The sequence below is a fragment of the Bacillus sp. FSL L8-0358 genome (assembly GCF_038593095.1).
GTDB lineage: Bacteria > Bacillota > Bacilli > Bacillales > Bacillaceae > Bacillus > Bacillus subtilis.
On the sequence record NZ_CP151962.1, the window covers coordinates 1,863,823 to 1,890,714 of the forward strand.

General features: G+C 44.3%; 18 protein-coding genes and 4 pseudogenes. 19 read left to right on the top strand and 3 right to left on the bottom strand.

Annotation, left to right across the window (positions count from 1 at the left end):
• Positions 1-46: 46 nt before the first annotated feature.
• Complete coding sequence (gene cwlC, locus NYE49_RS09390) at positions 47-814, bottom strand: sporulation-specific N-acetylmuramoyl-L-alanine amidase (protein ID WP_342411000.1); 768 nt, start codon at positions 812-814, stop codon at positions 47-49.
• A gap of 626 nt (positions 815-1,440) precedes the next feature.
• Between cwlC and spoVK the strand changes: the two genes are divergently transcribed.
• The 6 genes from spoVK to NYE49_RS09420 all read left to right on the top strand — a co-directional run bounded on the left by spoVK (position 1,441) and on the right by NYE49_RS09420 (position 7,845).
• On the top strand, positions 1,441-2,409 hold the full coding sequence (gene spoVK, locus NYE49_RS09395) for a stage V sporulation protein K (RefSeq protein WP_003231746.1): 969 nt from the start codon (positions 1,441-1,443) through the stop codon (positions 2,407-2,409).
• 132 nt (positions 2,410-2,541) lie between these two features.
• Positions 2,542-3,804 (top strand): GTPase HflX, encoded by a 1,263-nt coding sequence (hflX, locus tag NYE49_RS09400; protein WP_342411001.1) that lies wholly within the window; start codon positions 2,542-2,544, stop codon positions 3,802-3,804.
• A 17-nt stretch (positions 3,805-3,821) separates the two neighbouring features.
• Positions 3,822-5,087, top strand: a complete 1,266-nt coding sequence (locus NYE49_RS09405; RefSeq protein WP_342411002.1) for an aminotransferase class I/II-fold pyridoxal phosphate-dependent enzyme — start codon at positions 3,822-3,824, stop codon at positions 5,085-5,087.
• Between the two features lie 109 nt (positions 5,088-5,196).
• Positions 5,197-5,604, top strand: a complete 408-nt coding sequence (glnR, locus tag NYE49_RS09410; protein WP_014476884.1) for a transcriptional repressor GlnR — start codon at positions 5,197-5,199, stop codon at positions 5,602-5,604.
• A 58-nt stretch (positions 5,605-5,662) separates the two neighbouring features.
• Positions 5,663-6,997 (top strand): type I glutamate--ammonia ligase, encoded by a 1,335-nt coding sequence (gene glnA / locus NYE49_RS09415; RefSeq protein WP_003231737.1) that lies wholly within the window; start codon positions 5,663-5,665, stop codon positions 6,995-6,997.
• A 377-nt stretch (positions 6,998-7,374) separates the two neighbouring features.
• On the top strand, positions 7,375-7,845 hold the full coding sequence (locus NYE49_RS09420) for a putative metallopeptidase (RefSeq protein WP_187954196.1): 471 nt from the start codon (positions 7,375-7,377) through the stop codon (positions 7,843-7,845).
• Positions 7,846-7,872: 27 nt separating this feature from the next.
• Here the strand turns inward: NYE49_RS09420 and NYE49_RS09425 are convergent, their stop codons facing one another.
• The gene (locus NYE49_RS09425) at positions 7,873-8,613 is read right to left on the bottom strand and encodes a hypothetical protein (protein WP_342411004.1); all 741 of its coding nucleotides are present in this window, start codon (positions 8,611-8,613) and stop codon (positions 7,873-7,875) included.
• Positions 8,614-8,844: 231 nt separating this feature from the next.
• Between NYE49_RS09425 and NYE49_RS09430 the strand changes: the two genes are divergently transcribed.
• The 9 genes and pseudogenes from NYE49_RS09430 (at position 8,845) to NYE49_RS09470 (ending at position 15,066) form a co-directional block, all read left to right on the top strand.
• A complete protein-coding gene (locus NYE49_RS09430; RefSeq protein WP_187954195.1) occupies positions 8,845-9,258 on the top strand; it encodes an ArpU family phage packaging/lysis transcriptional regulator in 414 nt (137 codons plus the stop codon).
• 473 nt (positions 9,259-9,731) lie between these two features.
• Positions 9,732-10,622 (top strand): hypothetical protein, encoded by an 891-nt coding sequence (locus NYE49_RS09435; protein ID WP_342411005.1) that lies wholly within the window; start codon positions 9,732-9,734, stop codon positions 10,620-10,622.
• Between the two features lie 215 nt (positions 10,623-10,837).
• Entirely contained in the window at positions 10,838-11,380 is a 543-nt protein-coding gene (locus NYE49_RS09440; protein ID WP_124059886.1) for a hypothetical protein, read from the top strand.
• A 136-nt stretch (positions 11,381-11,516) separates the two neighbouring features.
• Positions 11,517-12,161: a hypothetical protein gene (locus tag NYE49_RS09445; RefSeq protein WP_124059887.1), complete on the top strand. Its 645-nt coding sequence runs from the start codon at positions 11,517-11,519 to the stop codon at positions 12,159-12,161.
• Positions 12,162-12,334: 173 nt separating this feature from the next.
• Positions 12,335-12,700 carry an HNH endonuclease gene (locus NYE49_RS09450; RefSeq protein ID WP_141950046.1) on the top strand — a complete coding sequence of 122 codons (366 nt, stop codon included), beginning with the start codon at positions 12,335-12,337 and terminating at the stop codon, positions 12,698-12,700.
• Between the two features lie 227 nt (positions 12,701-12,927).
• Positions 12,928-13,443: a phage terminase small subunit P27 family gene (locus tag NYE49_RS09455; RefSeq protein WP_187954194.1), complete on the top strand. Its 516-nt coding sequence runs from the start codon at positions 12,928-12,930 to the stop codon at positions 13,441-13,443.
• Positions 13,440-13,652, top strand: a pseudogene (locus NYE49_RS09460) (terminase large subunit); the annotation flags it as partial. The gene NYE49_RS09455 and the pseudogene NYE49_RS09460, both read left to right, overlap by 4 nt.
• A 10-nt stretch (positions 13,653-13,662) precedes the next feature.
• Positions 13,663-13,870, top strand: a pseudogene (locus NYE49_RS09465) (peptidoglycan-binding domain-containing protein); the annotation flags it as partial.
• Positions 13,871-14,211: 341 nt separating this feature from the next.
• On the top strand, positions 14,212-15,066 hold the full coding sequence (locus NYE49_RS09470; RefSeq protein WP_187954193.1) for a hypothetical protein: 855 nt from the start codon (positions 14,212-14,214) through the stop codon (positions 15,064-15,066).
• Positions 15,067-15,109: 43 nt separating this feature from the next.
• Here NYE49_RS09470 and NYE49_RS09475 read toward each other — a convergent pair.
• Positions 15,110-15,300 (bottom strand): annotated as a pseudogene (locus NYE49_RS09475) (hypothetical protein).
• Positions 15,301-16,226: 926 nt separating this feature from the next.
• On the opposite strand from NYE49_RS09475, the gene NYE49_RS09480 reads away from it, so the two are divergent.
• From NYE49_RS09480 to NYE49_RS09495, 4 genes and pseudogenes are all read left to right on the top strand, one after another.
• The gene (locus NYE49_RS09480; protein WP_160243761.1) at positions 16,227-16,520 is read left to right on the top strand and encodes a hypothetical protein; all 294 of its coding nucleotides are present in this window, start codon (positions 16,227-16,229) and stop codon (positions 16,518-16,520) included.
• Positions 16,521-16,746: 226 nt separating this feature from the next.
• The gene (locus NYE49_RS09485; protein ID WP_133953841.1) at positions 16,747-17,235 is read left to right on the top strand and encodes a hypothetical protein; all 489 of its coding nucleotides are present in this window, start codon (positions 16,747-16,749) and stop codon (positions 17,233-17,235) included.
• A 24-nt stretch (positions 17,236-17,259) separates the two neighbouring features.
• Positions 17,260-17,549, top strand: a pseudogene (locus NYE49_RS09490) (T7SS effector LXG polymorphic toxin); the annotation flags it as partial.
• 721 nt (positions 17,550-18,270) lie between these two features.
• Positions 18,271-26,868, top strand: coding sequence for an NTTRR-F1 domain (locus tag NYE49_RS09495; protein ID WP_342411006.1), 8,598 nt, complete (start codon positions 18,271-18,273; stop codon positions 26,866-26,868).
• Positions 26,869-26,892: the final 24 nt, after the last annotated feature.

The window sequence follows — 26,892 nt, forward strand, 5'->3', positions numbered from 1 at the left end:
CGATGAGGAGCCGGGTTTTTTTATGAGACGCTCGTCCCCGTCTCGGCTATGATTCTAGGATCACAATAGCGTCAAAGCCGGCATTTTTCGCTCTGGCAGCGAGGGTGTCTGCATTGTCTTTGGATGAAAATGCGCCAATCTGCACTTTGTATAATCCGTCCTTTAAAAGGACAATCGAGTCAAAACCTTTGGCTTCGGCTTTACTTGCGAGCGAGTCGGCATTCGTTTTGACTTTAAATGCGCCGATTTGAACCTTATATAACCCTGAGCTGGACGTTTTTTTTAGGTTGAAGGCTTGCTCCAGCCCGTTTGCATGTCCTCTCGCTAAGCTTTGAATAAAACTGCTCGTTTTCAGCTTATTTGAATCGGCAACGGTATCAATGAAACCGTTCTCGGTCAAGAGGGCAGGCATTGCCGACTCCCTTAGGACGTGGAAGTTCGCTGTTTTTTTGCCGCGATCGGCAAAGTCGACAGCTTGTATCACTTCAGAGTGAATTGTCGATTGATAAGTCGTCGTCGGGGCTCCTACACCTGGATAAATATAGCTTTCAAAACCTGTGCCTCCCCCGGAATTAACGTGAATGGACAAAAAGAAATCTGCTCCCCAGTTATTTGCGGCATTTGTCCTGTCGTTTAAGCTGACATATTGGTCGCTTGTCCGGCTCAGCAGCAAAGAAATGCCTTCATATTCATTAGTTAATATCGTACGTAAGGCTAAAGCGATTTGCAGGGTTAACGTTTTTTCCTGAAGGCCATTACCTGTTGCGCCTGGATCAGACCCGCCATGGCCAGGATCAATAAAAATTTTAACCATTTTTCATCACCTCATTACAGGATATGAAAAAACACGGCTTCTGCTTGTACGATTATCATTCAACTGAAATATGAGGAAATAACCCTTTCACATCCGGAAATTATTTCTCGGGAAAGCGCACAATTCAACATGAAGCGACAACAGATACGGTCCGACATGAAATCTGTGCATGCGCCATATGTTTGTATGTACTATGGGTTCGGTTAACCTGCACTGATTCCTGCTGGTTCATATTAAATCAAGCATTTGAAACGTAAATTGATGAGAAAAGCTCCTTTCATTAAAGACACCACTTTATAAATCGAAAAAAAGAAAAACATTTCAGGTATCTTAGGGCGGGTAATACGCTTTGTACAAAAAACAGCCCGTTGCATGAAAAAAGGATTGGCGAATGGAGAAAATAATGAGAAAGAAGCTCACTATAATACTCTGACAAAATGATTAAAAACAAAATCTCATGGTTTGTCCACCCCATGTCCGTGAATACAATAAGAAATAAAGTATTTCTCGGGAAAGCGCAGGATTCCTTATTGTTCCCGAAAAAAGCAATTGTTTCGACACATGATAGGCGTTTGTCACAATCGGCATCCGCTTGAATATCATATAGAGAGAACAGAGAGGTGAAGATGTTGGAGCGCGCTGTGACTTATAAAAACAACGGACAGATCAACATTATTCTGAACGGGCAAAAGCAGGTGCTGACGAATGCTGAGGCAGAGGCGGAATATCAGGCTGCATTGCAAAAAAACGAAGCAAAGCACGGCATTTTGAAGGAAATCGAAAAAGAGATGAGCGCATTAGTTGGGATGGAGGAAATGAAACGCAACATCAAGGAAATATACGCCTGGATTTTTGTGAACCAAAAACGCGCGGAGCAAGGCTTGAAGGTTGGAAAGCAAGCGCTGCACATGATGTTTAAAGGAAATCCGGGAACGGGAAAAACGACGGTTGCACGGCTCATCGGCAAGCTGTTCTTTGAAATGAATGTCCTGTCAAAAGGCCACTTAATAGAAGCGGAGCGGGCTGACCTGGTCGGGGAGTATATCGGACACACCGCCCAAAAGACGAGAGATTTAATCAAAAAGTCATTAGGTGGCATTTTGTTTATAGACGAAGCCTACTCGCTGGCAAGAGGCGGCGAAAAGGACTTTGGGAAAGAAGCGATCGACACACTTGTAAAGCATATGGAAGACAAACAGCATGAGTTTATTTTGATACTCGCCGGATATTCACGGGAAATGGATCATTTTCTCTCGTTAAATCCCGGACTCCAATCAAGATTTCCCATCTCCATTGATTTTCCGGATTATTCTGTGACCCAGCTCATGGAGATTGCGAAACGAATGATCGATGAAAGGGAATACCAGCTCAGTCAAGAAGCTGAATGGAAATTGAAAGATTACTTAATGACAGTGAAAAGCACGACAAGTCCCATTAAATTCAGCAATGGACGTTTTGTCAGAAATGTGATCGAAAAATCGATCAGAGCACAAGCCATGAGGCTTTTAATGGGAGACCAATACTTAAAAAGCGACTTGATGACCATCAAAAGCCAAGATCTTTCCATTAAAGAAGAAGCATCTGGATCTGCATAGACCTCTCAGTTTTTGAGAGGTCTGTTTTTTGCTCGTATTTCCGCTTTTCAAAGCAATCGATTTGTGGTATACACATGCAGGGTTTGGTATGATAATACTACTGCCCAATATGCAAAAGAAAGGAACATCCATTTGAACGAACAAGAAACGATTCAGGAGAAAGCCATTTTAGTCGGATGTCAGCTGCCGCATATCACGGATGAGCATTTTGAAAATTCTATGGAAGAGCTAGCATCTCTGACGAAAACAGCAGACGGAAAAGTACTGACCAGCGTCACACAAAAACGGAACAGGGCTGACGCCGCTACATATATAGGAAAAGGGAAGGTAGAAGAGCTGAAGGCACTGGTGGAAGAGCTTGAAGCTGATCTCCTCATCTTTAATGATGAACTGTCGCCAAGTCAGCTGAAGTCATTGGCAACAGCAATTGAAGTGAAGATGATTGACCGCACGCAATTGATATTAGATATTTTTGCAAAGCGGGCGAGAACGAGAGAAGGCAAACTTCAAATTGAGCTGGCTCAGCTGCAATATGCACTGCCGCGTCTGACGGGACAAGGGATCAATCTCTCCCGGCAAGGCGGAGGAATTGGGGCAAGAGGTCCCGGGGAAACGAAACTGGAAACCGACCGCCGCCATATCAGAAATCGCATTCATGAAATCAACACACAGCTTTCCACTGTCATTCGCCATAGAAGCCGATACCGTGAAAGAAGAAAGAAAAACGGTGTGCTTCAAATTGCGCTTGTCGGCTATACAAACGCAGGGAAATCAACATGGTTCAACCGCCTGACGAGTGCTGACAGCTATGAAGAAGACCTCCTGTTTGCCACGCTCGACCCGATGACCAGAAAAATGGTCCTGCCAAGCGGCTACAGTGTTCTTCTTTCAGATACAGTAGGATTTATTCAGGATCTTCCGACGACATTGATTGCTGCATTCCGCTCAACGCTTGAGGAAGTAAAAGAAGCGGATTTGATCCTGCATTTAATTGATTCTTCAAATGAGGATTATGTGGGACATGAAAAAACAGTGCTTGGGCTTCTTGAGGAGCTTGAAGCAGATGATATCCCGATGCTGACGGCTTACAATAAACGTGATCAAAAACTGCCTGATTTTATACCGTCCGCCGGAAGGGATCACATTATGGTCAGTGCGAAATTTGAGGACGACGCTGCAGCCTTTAAAGAAGCGATTCAGCGCTATTTGCGCCAAGAACTGTTAACGTCTTTTGAAGCACATGTGCCGGCAAGTGAAGGGAAGCTCCTTTCCAGAATCAAATCGGAAACGATGGTAGACCGCTTCTATTTTAATGAAGAAAATGAACAGTATGACATATCCGGCTATGTCCATGAAGAGCAAAGTATCATCGGTGAATTAAAGAAGTATATGTAGGAAGGAAATATAAAGACATGTTTGACACATTAACACACGGAGAATTATTGAAGAAAACGGCAATGGAAGTGGAAGCGGACATTGCAGGCATTCATAAACAAATAGAAGAAATCAGCGAGCGAAATGAGTGGAGAGTGCTTCAAAGCTATAGAAAACACAAAGTAAGCGACACTCATTTCACGCCGTCTACTGGATATGGCTATGATGATATCGGAAGAGACACGCTTGAAAGCATATATGCGGATGTGTTTGGCGGAGAAGCGGGGCTTGTAAGGCCGCAAATCATTTCAGGCACACATGCCATTTCGATTGCTTTGTTCGGTGTCCTCAGACCGGGGGACGAGCTCCTTTATATCACGGGCAAGCCGTATGATACGCTAGAGGAAATTGTGGGCGTCAGGGGTGGAGAAAACGCTGGATCGTTAAAGGATTTTCAAATCGGCTATAATGCGGTTGATCTGACGAAAGACGGAAAGATAGACTATGATGCAGTCGCCGATGCGATCAATCCGAAGACCAAAGTAATCGGCATTCAGCGCTCAAAAGGATATGCGAATCGCCCTTCTTTCTTAATTAGTGAAATAAAAGAAATGATCCGTTTTGTAAAAGAAATCAATGAAAACCTGATCGTCTTTGTGGACAACTGTTACGGAGAATTTGTGGAAGAGCTTGAGCCTTGCCATGTCGGAGCCGATCTGATGGCGGGTTCTCTCATTAAAAATCCGGGCGGCGGCCTTGCGAAAACAGGCGGCTACCTCGTCGGAAAAGCGAAATGGATTGAAGCTTGCTCATACCGTATGACGTCACCTGGCATCGGCAGAGAAGCAGGGGCATCTCTTTACTCGCTTCAAGAAATGTACCAAGGCTTCTTTTTGGCGCCTCACGTTGTGTCTCAAAGCTTAAAGGGAGCGGTATTTACAGCGAGATTCCTTGAAAAACTCGGCTTCACTTCAAACCCGAAATGGGATGCGAAAAGAACGGATTTAATACAATCCGTTGAGTTTTCAGACAGAGAAAAGATGATTGCTTTTTGCCAGGCTATTCAATATGCATCGCCAATCAATGCTCATGTGACGCCTTATCCAGCCTACATGCCAGGATACGAGGATGATGTCATTATGGCAGCAGGCACGTTTATTCAAGGAGCAAGCATCGAATTATCAGCTGATGGCCCTATCCGCCCGCCGTATGTAGCGTATGTTCAGGGAGGATTAACCTATTCGCATGTGAAGAATGCCATATGCAGTGCAGTGGATTCATTGATGGAAAAGCAATTAATTTAAATTTTTTAAAAATTTCTCTGTATTTGATGTTAAGAATCCTTACATCGTATTGACACAAAATATAACATCACCTATAATGAAACTAAGTTAAGAAAAGGAGGAAATTGAGATGAGTGATAATATTCGCCGCTCAATGCCTTTATTTCCAATAGGAATTGTCATGCAGTTAACTGAGTTATCAGCAAGACAAATTCGATATTATGAGGAAAATGGACTGATATTTCCAGCCAGAAGTGAAGGGAATAGACGATTATTTTCATTTCATGATGTAGATAAACTGTTAGAAATCAAGCACCTGATAGAACAAGGTGTAAACATGGCAGGAATTAAACAGATTCTGGCGAAAGCCGAAGCCGAGCCAGAACAAAAACAAAGCGAGAAGACGAAAAAACCAATGAAACATGATCTGTCCGATGACGAACTGAGACAGCTCCTGAAAAACGAGCTCATGCAAGCCGGCCGTTTTCAAAGAGGGAATACATTCCGTCAAGGCGACATGTCCCGCTTCTTTCATTAATCCGTTAGCAACTGTTTTGCTATATACATTTACCTTTTAAGAGGAGGAATTTTACCAAATGGCAAAGTACACTAGAGAAGATATCGAAAAATTAGTAAAAGAAGAAAACGTGAAGTATATCCGTCTTCAATTTACTGACATTCTTGGAACAATCAAGAATGTTGAGATTCCTGTAAGCCAGCTTGGAAAAGCGCTTGATAATAAAGTCATGTTTGACGGTTCTTCTATTGAGGGATTCGTTCGTATTGAAGAGTCAGACATGTACCTGTATCCAGATCTAAATACATTTGTTATCTTCCCATGGACAGCTGAAAAAGGTAAAGTAGCACGTTTCATCTGTGATATTTACAATCCGGATGGCACACCTTTTGAAGGTGACCCGCGAAACAACTTAAAACGGATTCTGAAAGAAATGGAAGACCTCGGATTCAGTGATTTTAACCTTGGACCTGAGCCAGAATTCTTCTTATTCAAATTGGACGAAAAAGGCGAGCCAACGCTTGAACTAAACGACAAAGGCGGATATTTCGACTTAGCTCCAACGGATTTAGGAGAAAACTGCCGCCGCGATATCGTACTTGAGCTTGAAGAGATGGGCTTTGAAATCGAAGCGTCTCACCACGAAGTAGCACCTGGTCAGCACGAAATCGACTTTAAATATGCTGGAGCAGTCCGCTCTTGTGATGACATCCAAACATTTAAACTAGTTGTCAAAACAATTGCCCGCAAACACGGCCTGCATGCGACATTTATGCCAAAACCATTGTTCGGTGTGAACGGTTCAGGTATGCACTGCAATCTATCACTCTTCAAAAATGGTGTTAACGCATTCTTTGACGAAAACGCAGACCTTCAGTTAAGTGAAACAGCGAAACACTTTATTGCAGGTATCGTGAAGCACGCAACAAGCTTTACAGCAGTAACAAACCCGACAGTAAACTCTTACAAACGTCTTGTTCCTGGCTATGAAGCACCTTGTTATGTAGCATGGAGCGCGCAAAACAGAAGCCCGCTTATCCGTATCCCGGCTTCTCGCGGCATCAGCACACGTGTTGAAGTACGCAGCGTAGACCCAGCTGCAAACCCATACCTTGCACTTAGCGTATTGCTTGCTGCAGGATTAGACGGAATCAAAAACAAACTGGAAGCGCCGGCTCCAATCGACCGCAACATCTATGTGATGAGCAAAGAAGAGCGCATGGAAAACGGAATCGTTGACCTTCCAGCAACACTTGCGGAAGCGCTAGAAGAATTCAAATCAAACGAAGTCATGGTCAAAGCGCTGGGCGAGCACCTATTCGAACACTTCATCGAAGCAAAAGAAATCGAATGGGATATGTTCCGCACACAAGTTCATCCTTGGGAGCGCGAACAGTATATGTCTCAGTATTAATCTCTCAATCCCTTGGCACTAGTGGTGTCAGGGGATTTTTTGATTGGTTAACAATTTTGATAACTTAATATAAATCATAGAGCGCCCACAAAACACCCACAAAAAAACAATAAAAAATTACTCCATAATTGTGGAGATATAATCTTCGTACTTATTCATTGAATCCCTATCAATCTTTTTGCTGATATGTGAGTAAATATCTGACGTAACTTGAATACTTTTATGACCCAGCAGTTCTTCTACATATTTCATTGAAGCACCTGACTCAAGGAGCAAAACAGCATGTGTGTCAACGAAGGGCATGAATCTAGACCAGCTTTATCTAGTATTCGTACAAAAGCATTATAGATCTCTAGAATCGTGAGAAGTACGGCAGCTTGCTAAAAGCGCATCGTCCACATTTAAAAAACGCTAAACAGCAAATAGGTTTTTATCTCCGTGAGGGTAACAGCAAATGGGCAGGAAAGGCGAAAAAATGCACAGCGTTTGAACGACATATGACGGATTACATGCTATTCGTGTTTATCAATAAGGCTGCATGGAAGACGATGCCGGAGGAACAGCGCGCAGCCCTGGTAGATCATGAGCTTTGCCATTTTACTCGAGAAGAATGGGAAGAGCCAGACCCGAAAGACCAAAGTAAATGGGTGACTGTATACGGCGCTGCCACTGATCCAGACAGCTGGGGAATTCGCGAACATGACGTTGAGGAGTTTTCGGAAATCATTGAGCGTCACGGTCTTTGGGAAAAAGGGATTGAATCATTTGCTGCTGCCGTACGGGAGGCTGACTATCAAATGAATATTGATGATGTAAGCAGAGAGCAGCGGTTTCAGAGGGTGAAATGAAAAAAAAGTAAGGAGGTCATTTCTTCCTTACTTTACTGGTGGTAAAAATTTAGTTATATGTTCAATGAATTGAGCTGCGGAATTTCCAACGCCTAATAGTTGAGATAATTCACTAATAAATTTAAAGAAACCTTTAACTTCAGGAGAGTTTGATTCAGGTATGAAAGAATCCGCATTTAAGCATACTGATCCAATTGTTTGTTCAAGGATATCTTCAATACCTTTTGGTCCGGTAATTGCATATTGTGTTAAAGCTTCTCTAATTAAATTTAATTTGTTTATTGCAATAAGTTTGATCTTATCAGGGAGAGTAGAAATACTAAAACTATGCGTTAACTCTTCAATTTCTGAAATGAGGGAATTGATTTCTTCAGAGTCAAGTTCATTTGCCGAAAACTCATTAAGTAGAGATAGAGTTTTACCAATATAATAGAATGCTGTAAGCGTCTCGGCTTTTATATATTTATAAAACTCGCTCATTGTTCCATCTTTTAAATTAACATGATAAACCCCTAATTCAATTTGGTTTAAAAATTCCATATTTTTTTCATCGTTCAAACTTGGATGAGATTCAATAATTGATCTGATTGTTCTCAACGATTCAAAAAGTAATGAAAGTGAAGATAATAATGAAGATGTATCATTTTCATCTACTTCAAATACATTTGCCCAAGTTTCTTTGTAAGAGGCTAAAGAGGAACCACCAGCTTCTTTATATGCTTGTTCAACCAGATTGTGCACACGCAAAATAACATTATCAGTATTCATTTTCAAATCCTCCTTTAATAACCATATTTTATAATACAGAAATTTAACGAGTTGGGGAAGAGTGTTGTGCAGAAAATGATGGATTCAGAAAGAAACTTATGGAAGATAAAACTTAAAAAAACGATGGAACAGAACTAATATGGAGGTAATCATGATATATCTAATTATAGGAATCGTCATTCTTATTGCTCCATTCATCTGGATGGAGATTGCAGAAAGCCGAATACAAAAATGGGAACAAGAAAAATAGAGGAAAGGAGGACGGGTGTGACAGAACAACTTTCATTCCTTCATCCTGTGGATTTGAAGGCAGTCCGTAAAATCGTGATCAAAGAACTCAAAGATTATCGTGCTTTGAAAGTACAGCTTGAGAATAAAAAGGAATCGGTTGACGCTGGCATCAGCCCGTTTCCTTCTATCAGAGATTCTTTCATATTAAATGAATTGAAGGTCAAACAGATGGAAAGGGCGTTAGAAAACAGCCTGGACGATGAAGAACGGATGATCATTGAGAAAAAATACTTAACAGCCAGCCAAATAAAAGACATTCATATCTATATGGAACTCGGCATGAAGAAGGACACCTATTATGAAATAAAACAGCGTGCCATTTTACGTATTACCACAGCACTCGGAATTATCTGAGTGCTTTTTTTATCGACAAATTCCCGATAAAACAGGGGACATTTTAGGGGACAAAAAGGGGGACTATTTATGTTTGAAATCCCGATAAACTTAACCTATCAACGAAATACGATAAATAAAACTTATCGAAATACACGGGAGATGCGTCTTTCCCTTATCAAGACCGAATTCGGATACGGAACAAAGGTGTTGAGGAATGGAGCCAAAACGAGAGGAACATTCTGAGCCTGGATAGCAGCTAGTCTGAGGCGTCCGTATCGGGAGAATAGTATTATCGTGTTTCATTGTGCGATCTTGCTATACTTGGCTTCCTCTCGGAGTATTGTGAGATGCAAATAATAGTTATAGAAAATTGCATATTTTTTGAAAAAAGAGTATTATTTCTCTAGGAGCATAAACCTTTAGTCTTGGAAACCAATAAAAGAAAGTAGGATATTAAAACATGTTTGTTGGGATTAAGAAGAATAAAGATAATGAAAGAACAATTAAATTTTCTAGAGAATCTTGTTATTGAAAAGAAACCAGAAAGAATTATTTTATTTAGTACAAAGTCGGAAAGTTCTTCTAGGTTAATGGAAGATTTTCTAACGGCGCTAAACGCTAATAAACTTAAAACTAAAATTATTAAGTTCGAAGATATAATTAATGATTCATACTATTACATAGACACTCAGAAACATGATTTGGTTGCAATAGACGGCTTCTTAAACAAAATTGATTTAACAGCAGATCAGGAAAAGGCTCTTGACTTGTTTCTCGCCACACATGAAGGGGAACGAATATTTTTTAATTGTCCATTAACACCTAAAGAAATTTTTTCTTTAAAGGGACAGTTAATAAGCGAATCGAGCTTTTCGAGAACTATTTTCGGTAGCCGTCAATTATTTTTAAATGAAATTGATAGAGAAGAATTTCTTAAGATGCTATATCATTTTAGAGAAATAAGTCCAGATTATCGAATTAAACAATCAATAGATTTCTTAGAGAATAAAATAACACCTTACCAAGAATTAGAATTTATATCGAAAGAAAAAATACAGGAGTTATTATCACAGGGCAATGACAGCTATAATACATGTCTAATCCTAACAAAAGAACCACAATTAAAATTGATTCCTTTTGAAAACCTTAAGCAATTTGATATAGCTGTTAGGTTGGAGTCATTTGCAGCTGGTAATGGTTATGTTGGGAAAAAACCTTCAAATGCTAGTGTTAATGAGTATTTTAGAACACTTTTAGAAGGCTATTATACTTTTCTTAAAACAGGTAAAGAACAGTACTTAGATTATTTAGTGTATAGTTCTTTTACAGACTTAGATCTTATTTTAGAAATAAAGAAAGAAATGAAGAAAATTAATTCATAATTAAAAGAAGCACCTATTATTTATGGGTGCTTTTTTATATTCTCTGTAAACTGCTTCCGGTAAATCTCAGGATAGACTATTGGCGGTTAACTGCTTGAGTGCGGTGGCAGTTTAGAAAGAATAAATATGTGACTTAAAGAAAATCGTTCGACAAATTCTGCAAAAAGTTCCTTTGTCACTCTCCTTAGCCGATAATTTTGGTGGGAGGTGATTCGATGATGCTGTTTATGAGAAAACATGCTTATCCACTAACAGTTATTGCTTTAATTTTATGCATAGTGGCGTCATTGATTATTTTTAATACAAGATTAGCACCATTCTCTAACATTCTTTCAGCAATGATTGGAGCATTGCTTGGTAGTATGGGTCCGTATTTTATCGGGCTGCAAAATCAAAAGAATGAATACAAAGGTGCAAAAAGAAGGATTTCTAGATTATTGAAATATACGCATGATGTTTTTAGTAAGGAGAATTTAGAAGAATATTCAAGGTCATCAATAGAATATGTTGCCTTTGGCAAAATAATTTACGATGACCAGTGGACAAGCTATCTGTCTTTTCTAGATAAAGTTGATTTATCACATAATGAAATTCAATTAATTGTAATATGGTTTGATCGTATCTATATATTGGAGAAGAAAAATGAAATAAGTGATGTGATTTATTATAAGGTTTTAGAAGACTTGCACGAAATCTGCGATGATATAGACGCAATAATTAAAAAATTGAACAGCCATATTGAAAGTAGCACTTCGTAACTCGAGGTGCTTTTTTATATTCTCTGTAAACTGTTTCTGGTAAATCGTTCGACAAATTTTGCAAAATGTTTTGTTATTCTTTAATTTCATAGATAATAAGAAAAGATGTTTTTGTGGAACGAAAGGAGATAGTACGTTGTTAGTATCTTTTCTAGATGGAATAAAAAACTTTGGCTTGGTTATACTCTCACTTTGTACGGTGTTATATGCAAGAAAAACGTATCTTGCTACTAATACACCCAGAATTATAGTGAAAAGCACAAAATATTCTTCAACAAGAGATAAAGGGGATTCCTTAGTTTTTCACATTAAGAATTTTGGAAAAGGTATAGCTGTAAAAACTTATCTGATTCTAGAATATAAGGATGGTTCTGAAGTAACTAATTATTTATCGAAACCTGAAGTAACAATTGAAACTGATGAAGAAAGAGAAATTCGATTTAATTTTACTGAAGGTGGAATTTTAGACTTTAAGAACTTAACAGGATTTATTTTCTCACAGGATTTTTCTGGTGGATTTTATTATGTTAAATTGGATTTAAGCCAAAGTTTTAGTAATCAACATCTTAAAGAATTCGATAAATCTGTGCGTCCTATAAATCGTTTTGCTAATCCCTTGAAATTTAGAAAAATGAAAACTTCAATGAAACGTGCAATAGAACAAAGAAATACCTATGTAGATGTGGTGGAAAGAGCACAAGAGAAATTACATTCAGCTGTAAATGATGAACAATTCTTAAAACAATTAGAACAGTTCGAAAAGGATAGCAAAACTATTTAAATAGTTAGTAGTTAAAAGCACCTACAGGTGCTTTTTTATATTGTAAGAAGGTTTATTTGCCTTAAGACACGTGTCAAATTATTGTGACACAAATATTTTGCACTTAAGCAAATAAATGAATATAAAACCATTCAAAGAGCTCAACTCTTTGTTAAAATAAAGGATGAATTTTCATGCCTCCAAGGTCATTAAGAATATGCGCCGCCCCTGGGTGCCCTAGCCTCACCCGTAGCCGATACTGTGACGCACACAAGACACAGCAACAAGAAGAAACCAAACATTACAACAAACATTCAAGAAACAAAACAATAACAAGTTTTTATAAATCAACAGATTGGAAACGAACAAGACAACTTGCTTTGATACGAGACAATTATCTCTGTCAGCATTGTTTGAAAGATCATTGCTTCACACCGGCTGACATGGTGCATCATATTGTGGAAGTAAAAGAAGATTGGGCGAAAAGATTAGACTTGGACAACCTTGTAAGCCTGTGTAATGCCTGTCACAACAAGGTTCATGGCGGTAAGGGCAAGTGACCCTCCCCCCTATCCAAATCTCTGGAAAGGCAACGTTTAGAGAACGGCGCCCCCTCTTCTGCAAACAAACACCGCTTTTCAAAGTTCCGGAAAAACAAAATACCCTCCCGGCGAAATTGCCGAGAGGGCTTGGTACGACTGGTTTTGTTGTTAATTCCATCGTATCACGATTGGTGAAAAAAACAAGCAAAAAATGCGATTTTTTTGATGTGAAATGAGGTGAGAACATGCCGAGGCCTGCAAAATCCGCGACGCTTCAATTGATACAGGGCAACCCAAATAAAAAGAATACGGAAGAGCTGGCCGCCCGGGCTGAGCACGAGAAGAAAATGAAAATGCGATCCGATAATATAAAACCGCCAACGTGGTTGGATAAGGTCGGGAAAAAAGAATTCAAACGGGTTGCTGCTCTATTAACAGAAGTTGAAATCATCACGGAAGCGGACATCAGCATGTTGGCTGCCTATTGTAATGCCTATTCGCAGTATGTATCAATTTCTAAAATTATTGAAGAAGACGGGATCATGGTCCATACGGAAGGAAAAGACGAAGACGGCAGCCCAATAAAGCTTGTTGGTGAAGAGCATCCTTTATTAAAGCGACAAAAGAATTATTTTGATCAAATGAAATCAGCAGCGAATGACTTTGGCCTTACACCGTCTGCTCGGGCAAAAATTGCTATCACTCGTACCCAGGAGGAGTGGGAAAAGACGGCTGCCGAAAAGGAGTTTAAAAACATATGAAGACAATCAAACAGTTTCTCATTGATTACTCGCGCGATGTGATATCGGGTGAGATTGTGGCGTGTGAAAAACACATTTGGGCCTGCGAGCGTTTTTTAAATGATGTGAGTCGGGAAGGCACAAGGGAGTTTCCTTATGTGTTTGATGATGAAAAAGCCCGCCGGTTCCTATACTGGATGGCTCAGTTTAAACATACGAAAGGGCCTTTGCTGGGAGCTCAAAGGGGATGACGTAAGGCAGATTCAAAAAGCGCTGGCTGCGCTTTATTTCTACCTGGATAAAAGGGGCGAAGAATAACGGTATTGATGGCGTGTATGTCCCGAAAACAGCAAATGCAGTCAAACGTTTCCAGCCAGTAAACAGTCTGACTGCTGACGGCATTTATGGTCCGAAAACGAAAGCAAAACTTGAAGCACTACTAAAATAATATAATAATCCTCCCTTGCTAATTGTGACATTACGTATCAAAAATAGCCCTTTAGTAGCTGACTTTTTTTGTTACAATGATGGAAATAGTAAGGGGGGATAATATGGCTTTACTTCGCTTTATAAGTTTGTACGGAATAGCCATCATTATATTGGCGGTCATAGCAAATTTTGCTCCATTTTTGGCGATGCCGTTATACTATATTGCCGTAGCTGCATTAGTCTTTCTGATTGTTTATCTGATATATCATTATACCCGAAAAAACAGTGGGAGGAAAAAGTAAAATTGTAAAGAAATGTATATAAGAGGGCGAGGTGACTGATAAATAGGAGGAGATTATCGTGAAAAAGATATTGCTTTTTTGCCTGACTTTCTCTTTGGTATTTAGTATCTTCGGTGAAGCAGCGAGCGCAGCACCTAAACAAAAGTCACAGCAAGATATTACTGACATTAGAAATTACGTTGAAAAAACAGTTCCTTTGTTGAAGTCTAGCCTAGAAAATCTACCCAAAAACTCTTCTTTGGAAAAAATCGAAAAAGTAATTACGAATCACTACAAAAACAATCCAGCACCTAAAGCATTTAGCAATCCAGACATATCGCTTTATGATGTTTTCCCAGAAATGAAATCAGAACTAGAAAAATTCAACGGTAAAGCTTTCAATATGAACAGCTTTATGGCTGAACAAGAAAAAAGCAAATCCTATGGGGATGTGCTTACTTTTGAAACACAAAACAGTACGGTTAAGGTTTATCTAGGTGATCTGGGGGATATCCAGATACTTGAGCAAAAAACTTTAACTGACTCTCCAGACTCTGATGCAAGCGTCCAAGGCACTACAAAAACAGAAAGGACCACTGGTATTGCTTATGGACTTGGTGGACCGAAGCTCTTCACACTTTGGGCCGAAGGAAGATTTAAATATGACGGCAAAAAAGTTTGGGCTACTTATAAAGATGGCGACTATCAGCGCCACCCGATGGGGACAGCTTTGGCAATCTCTCCTAGGGTATTAGGACAAGACCGGGACGCCAGCCATGGAGGATATGCCTATAGAGAGGTTTATTCACGTATATATGTTGAATCCATTGTAGGTTTTAAATGGGCCGGCATCGTTTTAAACTCAGCTCTTGTTGAGGCGTTTATAGGGTCTACTGCAAAAGGAAGTGTTTACGGAGGCGTTAAGAAAGTGTAAAGGTAATAACCTCGCCCGAAAAGCCCGTCTCATAAGGCGGGCTTTAAATAATCCATAATTTCTTTTCTTTATCCCAAGAAAGAGCACCTTTACGAATTAAGCTTTTTGTTGTCTCACTTATTTCCTGTTCACTTTTCCCGGTCTTTCTTTTTAATTCTGGCAAAGTCGGGTTCTTTCCATATAAACGCATGTTAACGATATGATCCGATATAACTTACGTTCAAAATCATTCATGTTACAAGCCTACTTAATAATTTTTCTCATTAATTTGTTAGTGGCTTTACCAGCAGCACGGCGAGCAATTCTTTTCCCGAGCGTTCCTTTTATTACGGCTTGTACATTACCCAAGATGCGTGCTAAAGTATATAAAAATCCGCGGCTTTGTAAAGACTCAAAATGGTTACTCCCTTATCAAGTTCATACATTAATTATAACAGAAGAGAAAAGCCCATATTGCCAACGGTTTGCCCACACTTTTTTATAAACCATTGCAAACCAGTTCAAATAGACATATAATGATGCCTTGCAAAAAGCCTGACGTAACAGGATTTAGTTATAAATGGGTTGTATTCTAAATCCTAGAGGAACAATTGATCTGATGGTCACTAAAGTTAAGATATATTCTAAGTTTATGACCAAAATCAAGACCAAAATTTGACCGAAAAATATAACTAATCATACATACTGTATTACAATTTTATACGAATGAACTTACTGAAACGCGTGATAAATAAGGGTTTTCATTGTTATACATTATGTATATTATCTAAAGAATCATGTTCCGCACGCAAGTACATCCTTTAGAACGCGAACAGTATATGTCTCAGTATTAATCTTTCAATCCCTTGGCACTATTGGTGTCAAGGGATTTTTTATGTTAATAGGTAATAAATTATGGAGCGGCACTGCTAAAAAGCAGGGTCACTTTTATCTATGTCACTAATAAGTCTATGTACTAAATTTTCAATTAGAAAAATAATTCTATACTTAAGGAAAGCAATACGCATAAATAATTCGACAAATTCTGTGATGATTTCATTGTTCAATACTTCTACCAGCAATAATAAGATGAGTGAAGCAGATGTTTATCATTGACATCATAACCTAATAAATCCATAATTGCGTTGAAATCTAAATCAATTTTCAAAAAGGAGATTTCTATGAAAAAATTGACTATCTTCTCCGGGGGATTAGGAGCGGTTTTTTCTGTACTGGCTCAACTATTTGCGGTTTTGGATGACTCTTACACTTTGGGGAATTTATGGTTTTTAGGTGCTTTGGCGGGAATTATAACCATGCTTGCTTCAATCCAGACAAATAATAAACCAATCTTCAGCATTTTATTAATTTCTAGTTCAGTAATAGGTCTACTTGGAACTGGTCTTGTATACATCATACCAACACTGTTCAATATAATACTAATTTATAAATTTTCAAAAGTAAGCCAATGGTAAAAAAGGTTCTTTTTTTATTTAGCATCCCTTTGACAAGGTCGGTAATGAATCGCAGAATGTTGCAACTGGTCCACACAGCTGGGACTTCCGTGGGCATGATTATCGAACGCCATGTTTCTAGGATACCGGAATTGAAACATTTGCTGAGGCATTCCGTGAAGCTGATCACTAAATGACCATTTTCATAGAGGCACGTCTAAAGAAGCTATCATAGGAGGACAACACTGTGTGGAAAGCTTTAAGTCAATTACTCAAGAAACAGAAAAATCAAAGCCCAAGCGATGAAGATTATATACAGATTCCAGAAAAGGATTTTAATCTAGAATTAAAACAAATGATATTTGAGTTGGAGAGCCAGGGGGAAGTAGTATCGAAAAAGCTGCAGAATAAGTATATAGATGTTTTTGAAGCACAGGGTAAACCAAACCTTAGCATCAAAATTTGTAGAGACATAGATGGAGATGTGCTAAATGATTTTACAGCTGAGAGATGTTTTGAAAAAGAATACCGTTCACAAATAGCAATTAATTACTATCAACCTGCAATAGTCTGTGATGAAGAATTAGACTGTTTGACAATGGATTTGTGGTATTACTACGGTGGATATAAAGGGACGGGTTATGGAACATTATTCGATTTAAATAATAATGACTTAGAAAAAGAAATTGAAGAGACGCTAATATTTTTGCTCAATGACAAACAATTCGAGAAATAAAAAAGAAGGCCGCAAAGAGCTTTCAATCAACTGATGAAGCTAAGAAAAGCGTTTAAGAATTAGCTGACTTGGGTGACAGCGAGTTTTCCGGGAAGGGTGCAGACAACATTAAAGCATTTTATCATGATCATGCCGGCATTACAGATCAATGTATCGATCGGATTGACATGGAAATTGCTTTCTTAAGCATCATTTCTGCAAAACTTGTAGATGAAAAGATGTAAGATACTTACATAGAAGAGTCATTTTTAAAACATGAGCTGGCTAACGATTACACAAAAAAATCAAAATTCATATGTCTGAACAAAAGAAAACGATGAAAGAGTTGAATAAATATCTTAAGAAGATAAAAAAGTGAATTGGTCAAAGGAATTGAAATATTTAAAAGGGCTATTGGGCTCCAAAACGCTTGCAAAAGATTTAAAAATCCAAATGAATGTTTAAGTATTTGTTTTCAGGTTTAGTGATAACTATGTCTATACTTAAAATTATATCCATTTGATAATCCAGAGAGAAAACCTTAATGTCCCGTTTAATAGGGGAAAGAACTATGATATCTCCTAGTCACCAATATATAAGAAATGGGACAAGCAAAGATTTGTTAGGCGCAACTTTAATTAAATAAATAAAATAGCAATCTTGTGATAATAGTAGCTAAGCTGTTGGTACCCTTGCCAGCAGCTTTTATAAAACGTTTTTTTGACTTTGAGTTGCTCTTTCTTAGTCTGATAAAACTTCTTCATTAGCGTCCGCTTCTCAATCTAGGATATGTGAAATCCTCAATCGCATTGCAAATTCCCGAAAAGCTTTTTCTGTCTTTAAATCAAGTCCAAACTTCATTCTCTCGGCCGTCTAAGAAGCTAATTTACTGCTTCTTCTTTTCAGGTTCCATGTACCGGTCTTTACAGTGTCTGGGAGAAAAAGTGATTTGGGGCATTCATCTTTTTTTATTTCAGCTAGCGAAGTGAAAGACCGATGGCATTTTTCCTGCATATAATAGCTGGAACTATTCAAAAAGGCAGGGAATGAAGTTGAGTGAATGATGTGATTGTAAATGGAGGTTTTGAAACAGGCAATCTGACGGGCTGGGCTTCTGCAAATACGTCCGTTATTAATACTTTTGCCCATTCTGGAAGATATTCCGCACAGTTTTTCAGTAACCAGCCGTATGCTTTTTTAGGGCAGATCGTGCCTGTCGTTTCTGGACAATCTCTGATATTCATCGTTTCGCTTGGGAGAATTGGAAACAATTCAAGTCCCAAAGTAACTATACAAATTTTATTTGTTAACAGTGAAGGCGAAGAGATTGAAGGCGGACAGGAAATTATCATTGCTTCCGGAAATTTGCCAAATGTCTCATTTAATACATGGAATGAAATATATAGAACAATTGAAACCCCCGCTGAAGCAGTAAACGCAGTAGTGGTAATAAGTAAAACTACTTTTGGGTCTGTTCTAATTGATGGTGTTTCTTTAATAGAGTCTGCTGGGGGAATTGGACCGACTGGACCAACAGGTGCAACGGGATCAACCGGAGTAACAGGACCAACAGGAGAAACTGGACCAACAGGAGAAACTGGAGCAACTGGAGCAACAGGTGCGACCGGAGTAACAGGAGAAACCGGAGCAACTGGAGCAACTGGAGCAACAGGTGCGACCGGAGTAACAGGAGAAACCGGAGCAACTGGAGCAACAGGTGCGACCGGAGTAACAGGAGAAACCGGAGCAACAGGAGCAACTGGAGCCACCGGAGTAACGGGAGTAACCGGTCCAACAGGACCAACAGGATTGACAGGAGCAACAGGTCCAACGGGAGCAACTGGTGCAACAGGAGAAACTGGCGCAACAGGTCCAACGGGAGACACAGGAGCGACTGGACCAACGGGAGCGACAGGATCCACTGGTGTAACTGGTCCAACAGGATTGACTGGAGCAACAGGACCAACAGGAGAAACCGGAGCAACAGGAGCCACGGGAGCGACTGGACCAACGGGAGTGCCTGGACCAACCGGAGCAACAGGACCAACAGGAGAAACCGGAGCAACTGGAGAAACCGGAGAAACCGGAGCAACAGGACCAACAGGAGAAACCGGAGCAACAGGTCCAACGGGAGTAACCGGATCAACCGGAGCAACTGGAGCAACAGGTGCGACCGGAGTAACAGGAGAAACCGGAGCAACAGGAGCAACTGGAGCAACAGGTGCGACCGGAGTAACAGGAGAAACCGGAGCAACTGGAGCAACTGGAGCAACAGGTGCGACCGGAGTAACAGGAGAAACCGGAGCAACTGGAGCAACAGGTGCGACCGGAGTAACAGGAGAAACCGGAGCAACAGGAGCAACTGGAGCCACCGGAGTAACGGGAGTAACCGGTCCAACAGGACCAACAGGATTGACAGGAGCAACAGGTCCAACGGGAGCAACTGGTGCAACAGGAGAAACTGGCGCAACAGGTCCAACGGGAGACACAGGAGCGACTGGACCAACGGGAGCGACAGGATCCACTGGTGTAACTGGTCCAACAGGATTGACTGGAGCAACAGGACCAACAGGAGAAACCGGAGCAACAGGAGCCACGGGAGCGACTGGACCAACGGGAGTGCCTGGACCAACCGGAGCAACAGGACCAACAGGAGAAACCGGAGCAACTGGAGAAACCGGAGAAACCGGAGCAACAGGACCAACAGGAGAAACCGGAGCAACAGGTCCAACGGGAGTAACCGGATCAACCGGAGCAACTGGAGCAACAGGTGCGACCGGAGTAACAGGAGAAACCGGAGCAACAGGAGCAACTGGAGCAACAGGTGCGACCGGAGTAACAGGAGAAACCGGAGCAACTGGAGCAACTGGAGCAACAGGTGCGACCGGAGTAACAGGAGAAACCGGAGCAACTGGAGCAACAGGTGCGACCGGAGTAACAGGAGAAACCGGAGCAACAGGAGCAACTGGAGCCACCGGAGTAACGGGAGTAACCGGTCCAACAGGACCAACAGGATTGACAGGAGCAACAGGTCCAACGGGAGCAACTGGTGCAACAGGAGAAACTGGCGCAACAGGTCCAACGGGAGACACAGGAGCGACTGGACCAACGGGAGCGACAGGATCCACTGGTGTAACTGGTCCAACAGGATTGACTGGAGCAACAGGACCAACAGGAGAAACCGGAGCAACAGGAGCCACGGGAGCGACTGGACCAACGGGAGTGCCTGGACCAACCGGAGCAACAGGACCAACAGGAGAAACCGGAGCAACAGGTCCAACGGGAGTAACGGGAGTAACCGGTCCAACAGGATCCACCGGAGTAACAGGAGCGACTGGAGTAACAGGAGCAACTGGACCAACGGGAGTAACAGGAGAAACCGGAGCCACCGGACCAACAGGTGCAACAGGATCCACTGGTGTAACTGGTCCAACAGGACCAACAGGAGAAACCGGAGCAACTGGAGAAACCGGAGAAACCGGAGCAACAGGACCAACAGGAGAAACCGGAGCAACAGGTCCAACGGGAGTAACCGGATCAACCGGAGCAACTGGAGCAACAGGTGCGACCGGAGTAACAGGAGAAACCGGAGAAACAGGAGCAACAGGAGCCACCGGAGTAACGGGAGTAACCGGTGCGACTGGAGTAACCGGTCCAACAGGACCAACAGGATTGACAGGAGCAACAGGTCCAACGGGAGCAACTGGTGCAACAGGAGAAACTGGCGCAACAGGTCCAACGGGAGACACAGGAGCGACTGGACCAACGGGAGCGACAGGATCCACTGGTGTAACTGGTCCAACAGGATTGACTGGAGCAACAGGACCAACAGGAGAAACCGGAGCAACAGGAGCCACCGGAGCAACGGGAGTAACCGGTGCGACTGGAGTAACCGGCCCAACAGGGGTAACAGGTGCCACTGGTGCAACCGGGTTAACAGGAGCAACAGGCCCGACAGGATCAACAGGAGTAACCGGAGCAACAGGAGCAACAGGAGCCACCGGAGTAACGGGAGTAACCGGTGCGACTGGAGTAACCGGTCCAACAGGACCAACAGGATTGACAGGAGCAACAGGTCCAACGGGAGCAACTGGTGCAACAGGAGAAACTGGCGCAACAGGTCCAACGGGAGACACAGGAGCGACTGGACCAACGGGAGCGACAGGATCCACTGGTGTAACTGGTCCAACAGGATTGACTGGAGCAACAGGACCAACAGGAGAAACCGGATCAACAGGAGCCACCGGAGCAACGGGAGAAACCGGTGCGACTGGAGTAACCGGCCCAACAGGGGTAACAGGTGCCACTGGTGCAACCGGGTTAACAGGAGCAACAGGCCCGACAGGATCAACAGGAGTAACCGGAGTAACCGGATCAACCGGATCAACCGGATCAACCGGATCAACCGGAGCAACAGGTGCAACAGGAGCAACAGGAGCCACGGGAGTAACCGGATCAACGGGAGTAACTGGAGCGACAGGAGCCACCGGTGCAACAGGATCCACTGGTGTAACTGGTCCAACAGGACCAACAGGATTGACTGGAGCAACAGGACCAACAGGTCCAACGGGAGTAACGGGAGTAACCGGTCCAACAGGAGCCACCGGAGAAACCGGAGCGACTGGAGTAACAGGATCAACCGGATCAACAGGAGCCACGGGAGCAACAGGAGCAACGGGAGTAACAGGAGCCACGGGAGTAACCGGATCAACGGGAGTAACAGGATCAACAGGCCCAACGGGAGAAACAGGTGCAACTGGAGCGACAGGAGCAACAGGATCAACAGGAGTAACAGGAGCCACGGGAGCGACTGGACCAACGGGAGTGCCTGGATCAACAGGTGCAACTGGAGCGACAGGAGCAACAGGATTGACTGGAGCAACAGGACCAACAGGAGAAACTGGAGCAACGGGAGCAACAGGAGTGACTGGCGCAACAGGAGTAACCGGAGCTACTGGAGCAACAGGATCAACTGGAGCAACCGGAGCCACCGGACCAACAGGTGCAACAGGATCCACTGGTGTAACTGGTCCAACAGGACCAACAGGATTGACTGGAGCAACAGGACCAACAGGAGAAACAGGTCCAACGGGAGTAACCGGTCCAACAGGAGCCACCGGAGAAACCGGAGAAACCGGAGCGACTGGAGTAACAGGATCAACCGGATCAACAGGAGCCACGGGAGCAACAGGAGCAACGGGAGTAACAGGAGCCACGGGAGTAACCGGATCAACGGGAGTAACAGGATCAACAGGCCCAACGGGAGAAACAGGTGCAACTGGAGCGACAGGAGCAACAGGAGAAACCGGATCAACGGGAGTAACGGGAGCGACCGGAGCAACAGGAGAAACCGGAGCGACAGGAGCGACCGGAGTAACAGGATCAACAGGAGTAACAGGAGCCACGGGAGCAACTGGACCAACCGGAGCAACAGGACCAACAGGTGCAACAGGACCAACAGGATCAACAGGAGTAACAGGAGCCACGGGAGTAACCGGATCAACGGGAGTAACTGGAGCAACAGGTGCGACCGGAGTAACAGGAGAAACCGGAGCAACTGGATCCACCGGAGCAACAGGAGCGACTGGAGCAACAGGACCAACAGGAGAAACCGGAGCAACAGGAGAAACCGGAGCAACAGGAGCCACCGGAGCAACGGGAGTAACCGGTGCGACTGGAGTAACCGGCCCAACAGGGGTAACAGGTGCCACTGGTGCAACCGGGTTAACAGGAGCAACAGGCCCGACAGGATCAACAGGAGTAACCGGAGTAACCGGATCAACCGGAGCAACCGGAGTAACCGGTCCAACAGGATCAACAGGAGTAACAGGAGCCACGGGAGTAACCGGATCAACGGGAGTAACTGGAGCGACAGGAGCAACAGGAGAAACCGGAGCGACCGGAGTAACAGGATCAACAGGATCAACAGGAGTAACAGGAGCCACGGGAGCGACTGGACCAACGGGAGTGCCTGGACCAACCGGAGCAACAGGTCCAACGGGAGTAACGGGAGTAACCGGTCCAACAGGATCCACCGGAGTAACAGGAGCGACTGGAGTAACAGGAGCAACTGGACCAACGGGAGTAACAGGAGAAACCGGAGCCACCGGACCAACAGGTGCAACAGGATCCACTGGTGTAACTGGTCCAACAGGACCAACAGGAGAAACCGGAGCAACTGGAGAAACCGGAGAAACCGGAGCAACAGGACCAACAGGAGAAACCGGAGCAACAGGTCCAACGGGAGTAACCGGATCAACCGGAGCAACTGGAGCAACAGGTGCGACCGGAGTAACAGGAGAAACCGGAGTAACGGGAGTAACCGGTGCGACTGGAGTAACCGGTCCAACAGGACCAACAGGATTGACAGGAGCAACAGGTCCAACGGGAGCAACTGGTGCAACAGGAGAAACTGGCGCAACAGGTCCAACGGGAGACACAGGAGCGACTGGACCAACGGGAGCGACAGGATCCACTGGTGTAACTGGTCCAACAGGATTGACTGGAGCAACAGGACCAACAGGAGAAACCGGAGCAACAGGAGCCACGGGAGCGACTGGACCAACGGGAGTGCCTGGACCAACCGGAGCAACAGGACCAACAGGAGAAACCGGAGCAACTGGAGAAACCGGAGAAACCGGAGCAACAGGACCAACAGGAGAAACCGGAGCAACAGGTCCAACGGGAGTAACCGGATCAACCGGAGCAACTGGAGCAACAGGTGCGACCGGAGTAACAGGAGAAACCGGAGTAACGGGAGTAACCGGTGCGACTGGAGTAACCGGTCCAACAGGACCAACAGGATTGACAGGAGCAACAGGTCCAACGGGAGCAACTGGTGCAACAGGAGAAACTGGCGCAACAGGTCCAACGGGAGACACAGGAGCGACTGGACCAACGGGAGCGACAGGATCCACTGGTGTAACTGGTCCAACAGGACCAACAGGATTGACTGGAGCAACCGGAGCCACCGGACCAACAGGTGCAACAGGATCCACTGGTGTAACTGGTCCAACAGGACCAACAGGATTGACTGGAGCAACAGGACCAACAGGAGAAACAGGTCCAACGGGAGTAACCGGTCCAACAGGAGCCACCGGAGAAACCGGAGAAACCGGAGCGACTGGAGTAACAGGATCAACCGGATCAACAGGAGCCACGGGAGCAACAGGAGCAACGGGAGCAACAGGAGCAACGGGAGTAACAGGAGCCACGGGAGTAACCGGATCAACGGGAGTAACAGGATCAACAGGCCCAACGGGAGAAACAGGTGCAACTGGAGCGACAGGAGCAACAGGAGAAACCGGATCAACGGGAGTAACGGGAGCGACCGGAGCAACAGGAGAAACCGGAGCGACAGGAGCGACCGGAGTAACAGGATCAACAGGAGTAACAGGAGCCACGGGAGCAACTGGACCAACCGGAGCAACAGGACCAACAGGTGCAACAGGACCAACAGGATCAACAGGAGTAACAGGAGCCACGGGAGTAACCGGATCAACGGGAGTAACTGGAGCAACAGGTGCGACCGGAGTAACAGGAGAAACCGGAGCAACTGGAGCCACCGGAGTAACGGGAGTAACCGGTGCGACTGGAGTAACCGGTCCAACAGGACCAACAGGATTGACAGGAGCAACAGGTCCAACGGGAGCAACTGGTGCAACAGGAGAAACTGGCGCAACAGGTCCAACGGGAGACACAGGAGCGACTGGACCAACGGGAGACACAGGAGCGACTGGACCAACGGGAGACACAGGAGCGACTGGACCAACGGGAGCGACAGGATCCACTGGTGTAACTGGTCCAACAGGATTGACTGGAGCAACAGGACCAACAGGAGAAACCGGATCAACAGGAGCCACCGGAGCAACGGGAGAAACCGGTGCGACTGGAGTAACCGGCCCAACAGGGGTAACAGGTGCCACTGGTGCAACCGGGTTAACAGGAGCAACAGGCCCGACAGGATCAACCGGAGTAACCGGAGTAACCGGATCAACCGGATCAACCGGAGTAACCGGTCCAACAGGATCAACAGGAGTAACAGGAGCCACGGGAGTAACCGGATCAACGGGAGTAACTGGAGCAACAGGTGCGACCGGAGTAACAGGAGAAACCGGAGCAACAGGAGCAACAGGAGCCACCGGAGTAACGGGAGTAACCGGTGCGACTGGAGTAACCGGTCCAACAGGACCAACAGGATTGACAGGAGCAACAGGTCCAACGGGAGCAACTGGTGCAACAGGAGAAACTGGCGCAACAGGTCCAACGGGAGACACAGGAGCGACTGGACCAACGGGAGCGACAGGATCCACTGGTGTAACTGGTCCAACAGGATTGACTGGAGCAACAGGACCAACAGGAGTAACCGGTCCAACAGGAGCCACCGGAGAAACCGGAGAAACCGGAGCGACTGGAGTAACAGGATCAACCGGATCAACAGGAGCCACGGGAGCAACAGGAGCAACGGGAGTAACGGGAGCGACCGGAGCAACAGGAGAAACCGGAGCGACAGGAGCGACCGGAGTAACAGGATCAACAGGAGTAACAGGAGCCACGGGAGCGACTGGACCAACGGGAGTGCCTGGATCAACAGGAGCAACAGGACCAACAGGAGCAACAGGACCAACAGGATCAACAGGAGTAACAGGAGCCACGGGAGTAACCGGATCAACGGGAGTAACTGGAGCAACAGGTGCGACCGGAGTAACAGGAGAAACCGGAGCAACTGGAGCAACTGGAGCCACCGGAGTAACGGGAGTAACCGGTGCGACTGGAGTAACCGGTCCAACAGGACCAACAGGATTGACAGGAGCAACAGGTCCAACGGGAGCAACTGGTGCAACAGGAGAAACTGGCGCAACAGGTCCAACGGGAGACACAGGAGCGACTGGACCAACGGGAGCGACAGGATCCACTGGTGTAACTGGTCCAACAGGATTGACTGGAGCAACAGGACCAACAGGAGAAACCGGATCAACAGGAGCCACCGGAGCAACGGGAGTAACCGGTGCGACTGGAGTAACCGGCCCAACAGGGGTAACAGGTGCCACTGGTGCAACCGGGTTAACAGGAGCAACAGGCCCAACAGGAGAAACCGGAGCAACAGGAGCCACGGGAGCGACTGGACCAACGGGAGTGCCTGGACCAACCGGAGTAACCGGATCAACCGGAGCAACTGGAGCAACAGGTGCGACCGGAGTAACCGGAGCAACTGGACCAACCGGAGCAACAGGAGCAACGGGATCAACAGGTCCAACCTCACAAGTTTTCTTTGACCAAACGGCAACACAGCTGCAATTATATCCTCCATTGAATTCAGAAGTAACAATACTCACATTTACAGTTCCTATAACAAGTGGTCAAAGAGTAAAGATTGACTTATCAGCAGATGTTATTGCGAACACCACAGCGAATTATACGATTAGTGGTTCTACCAGACTAAGGAGAAATGGAACATTGCTAACAGAAGTTCCTTTCTTTAGATCGGGAACAGGCGCAGGGGCACAAAGCTTTGTAATTTCCACGACTTACGTTGATACTGCAACTAGTACGGGTAACAACGCATATACTGTTAGTGTCATTATTACAGCACAGTCAAATGTAACAACAGTTTACGCAGATACTCGGGCAGCAAATGGTGTGAGGTATGTATAAACACAAAACGCATAAGGACTTAGG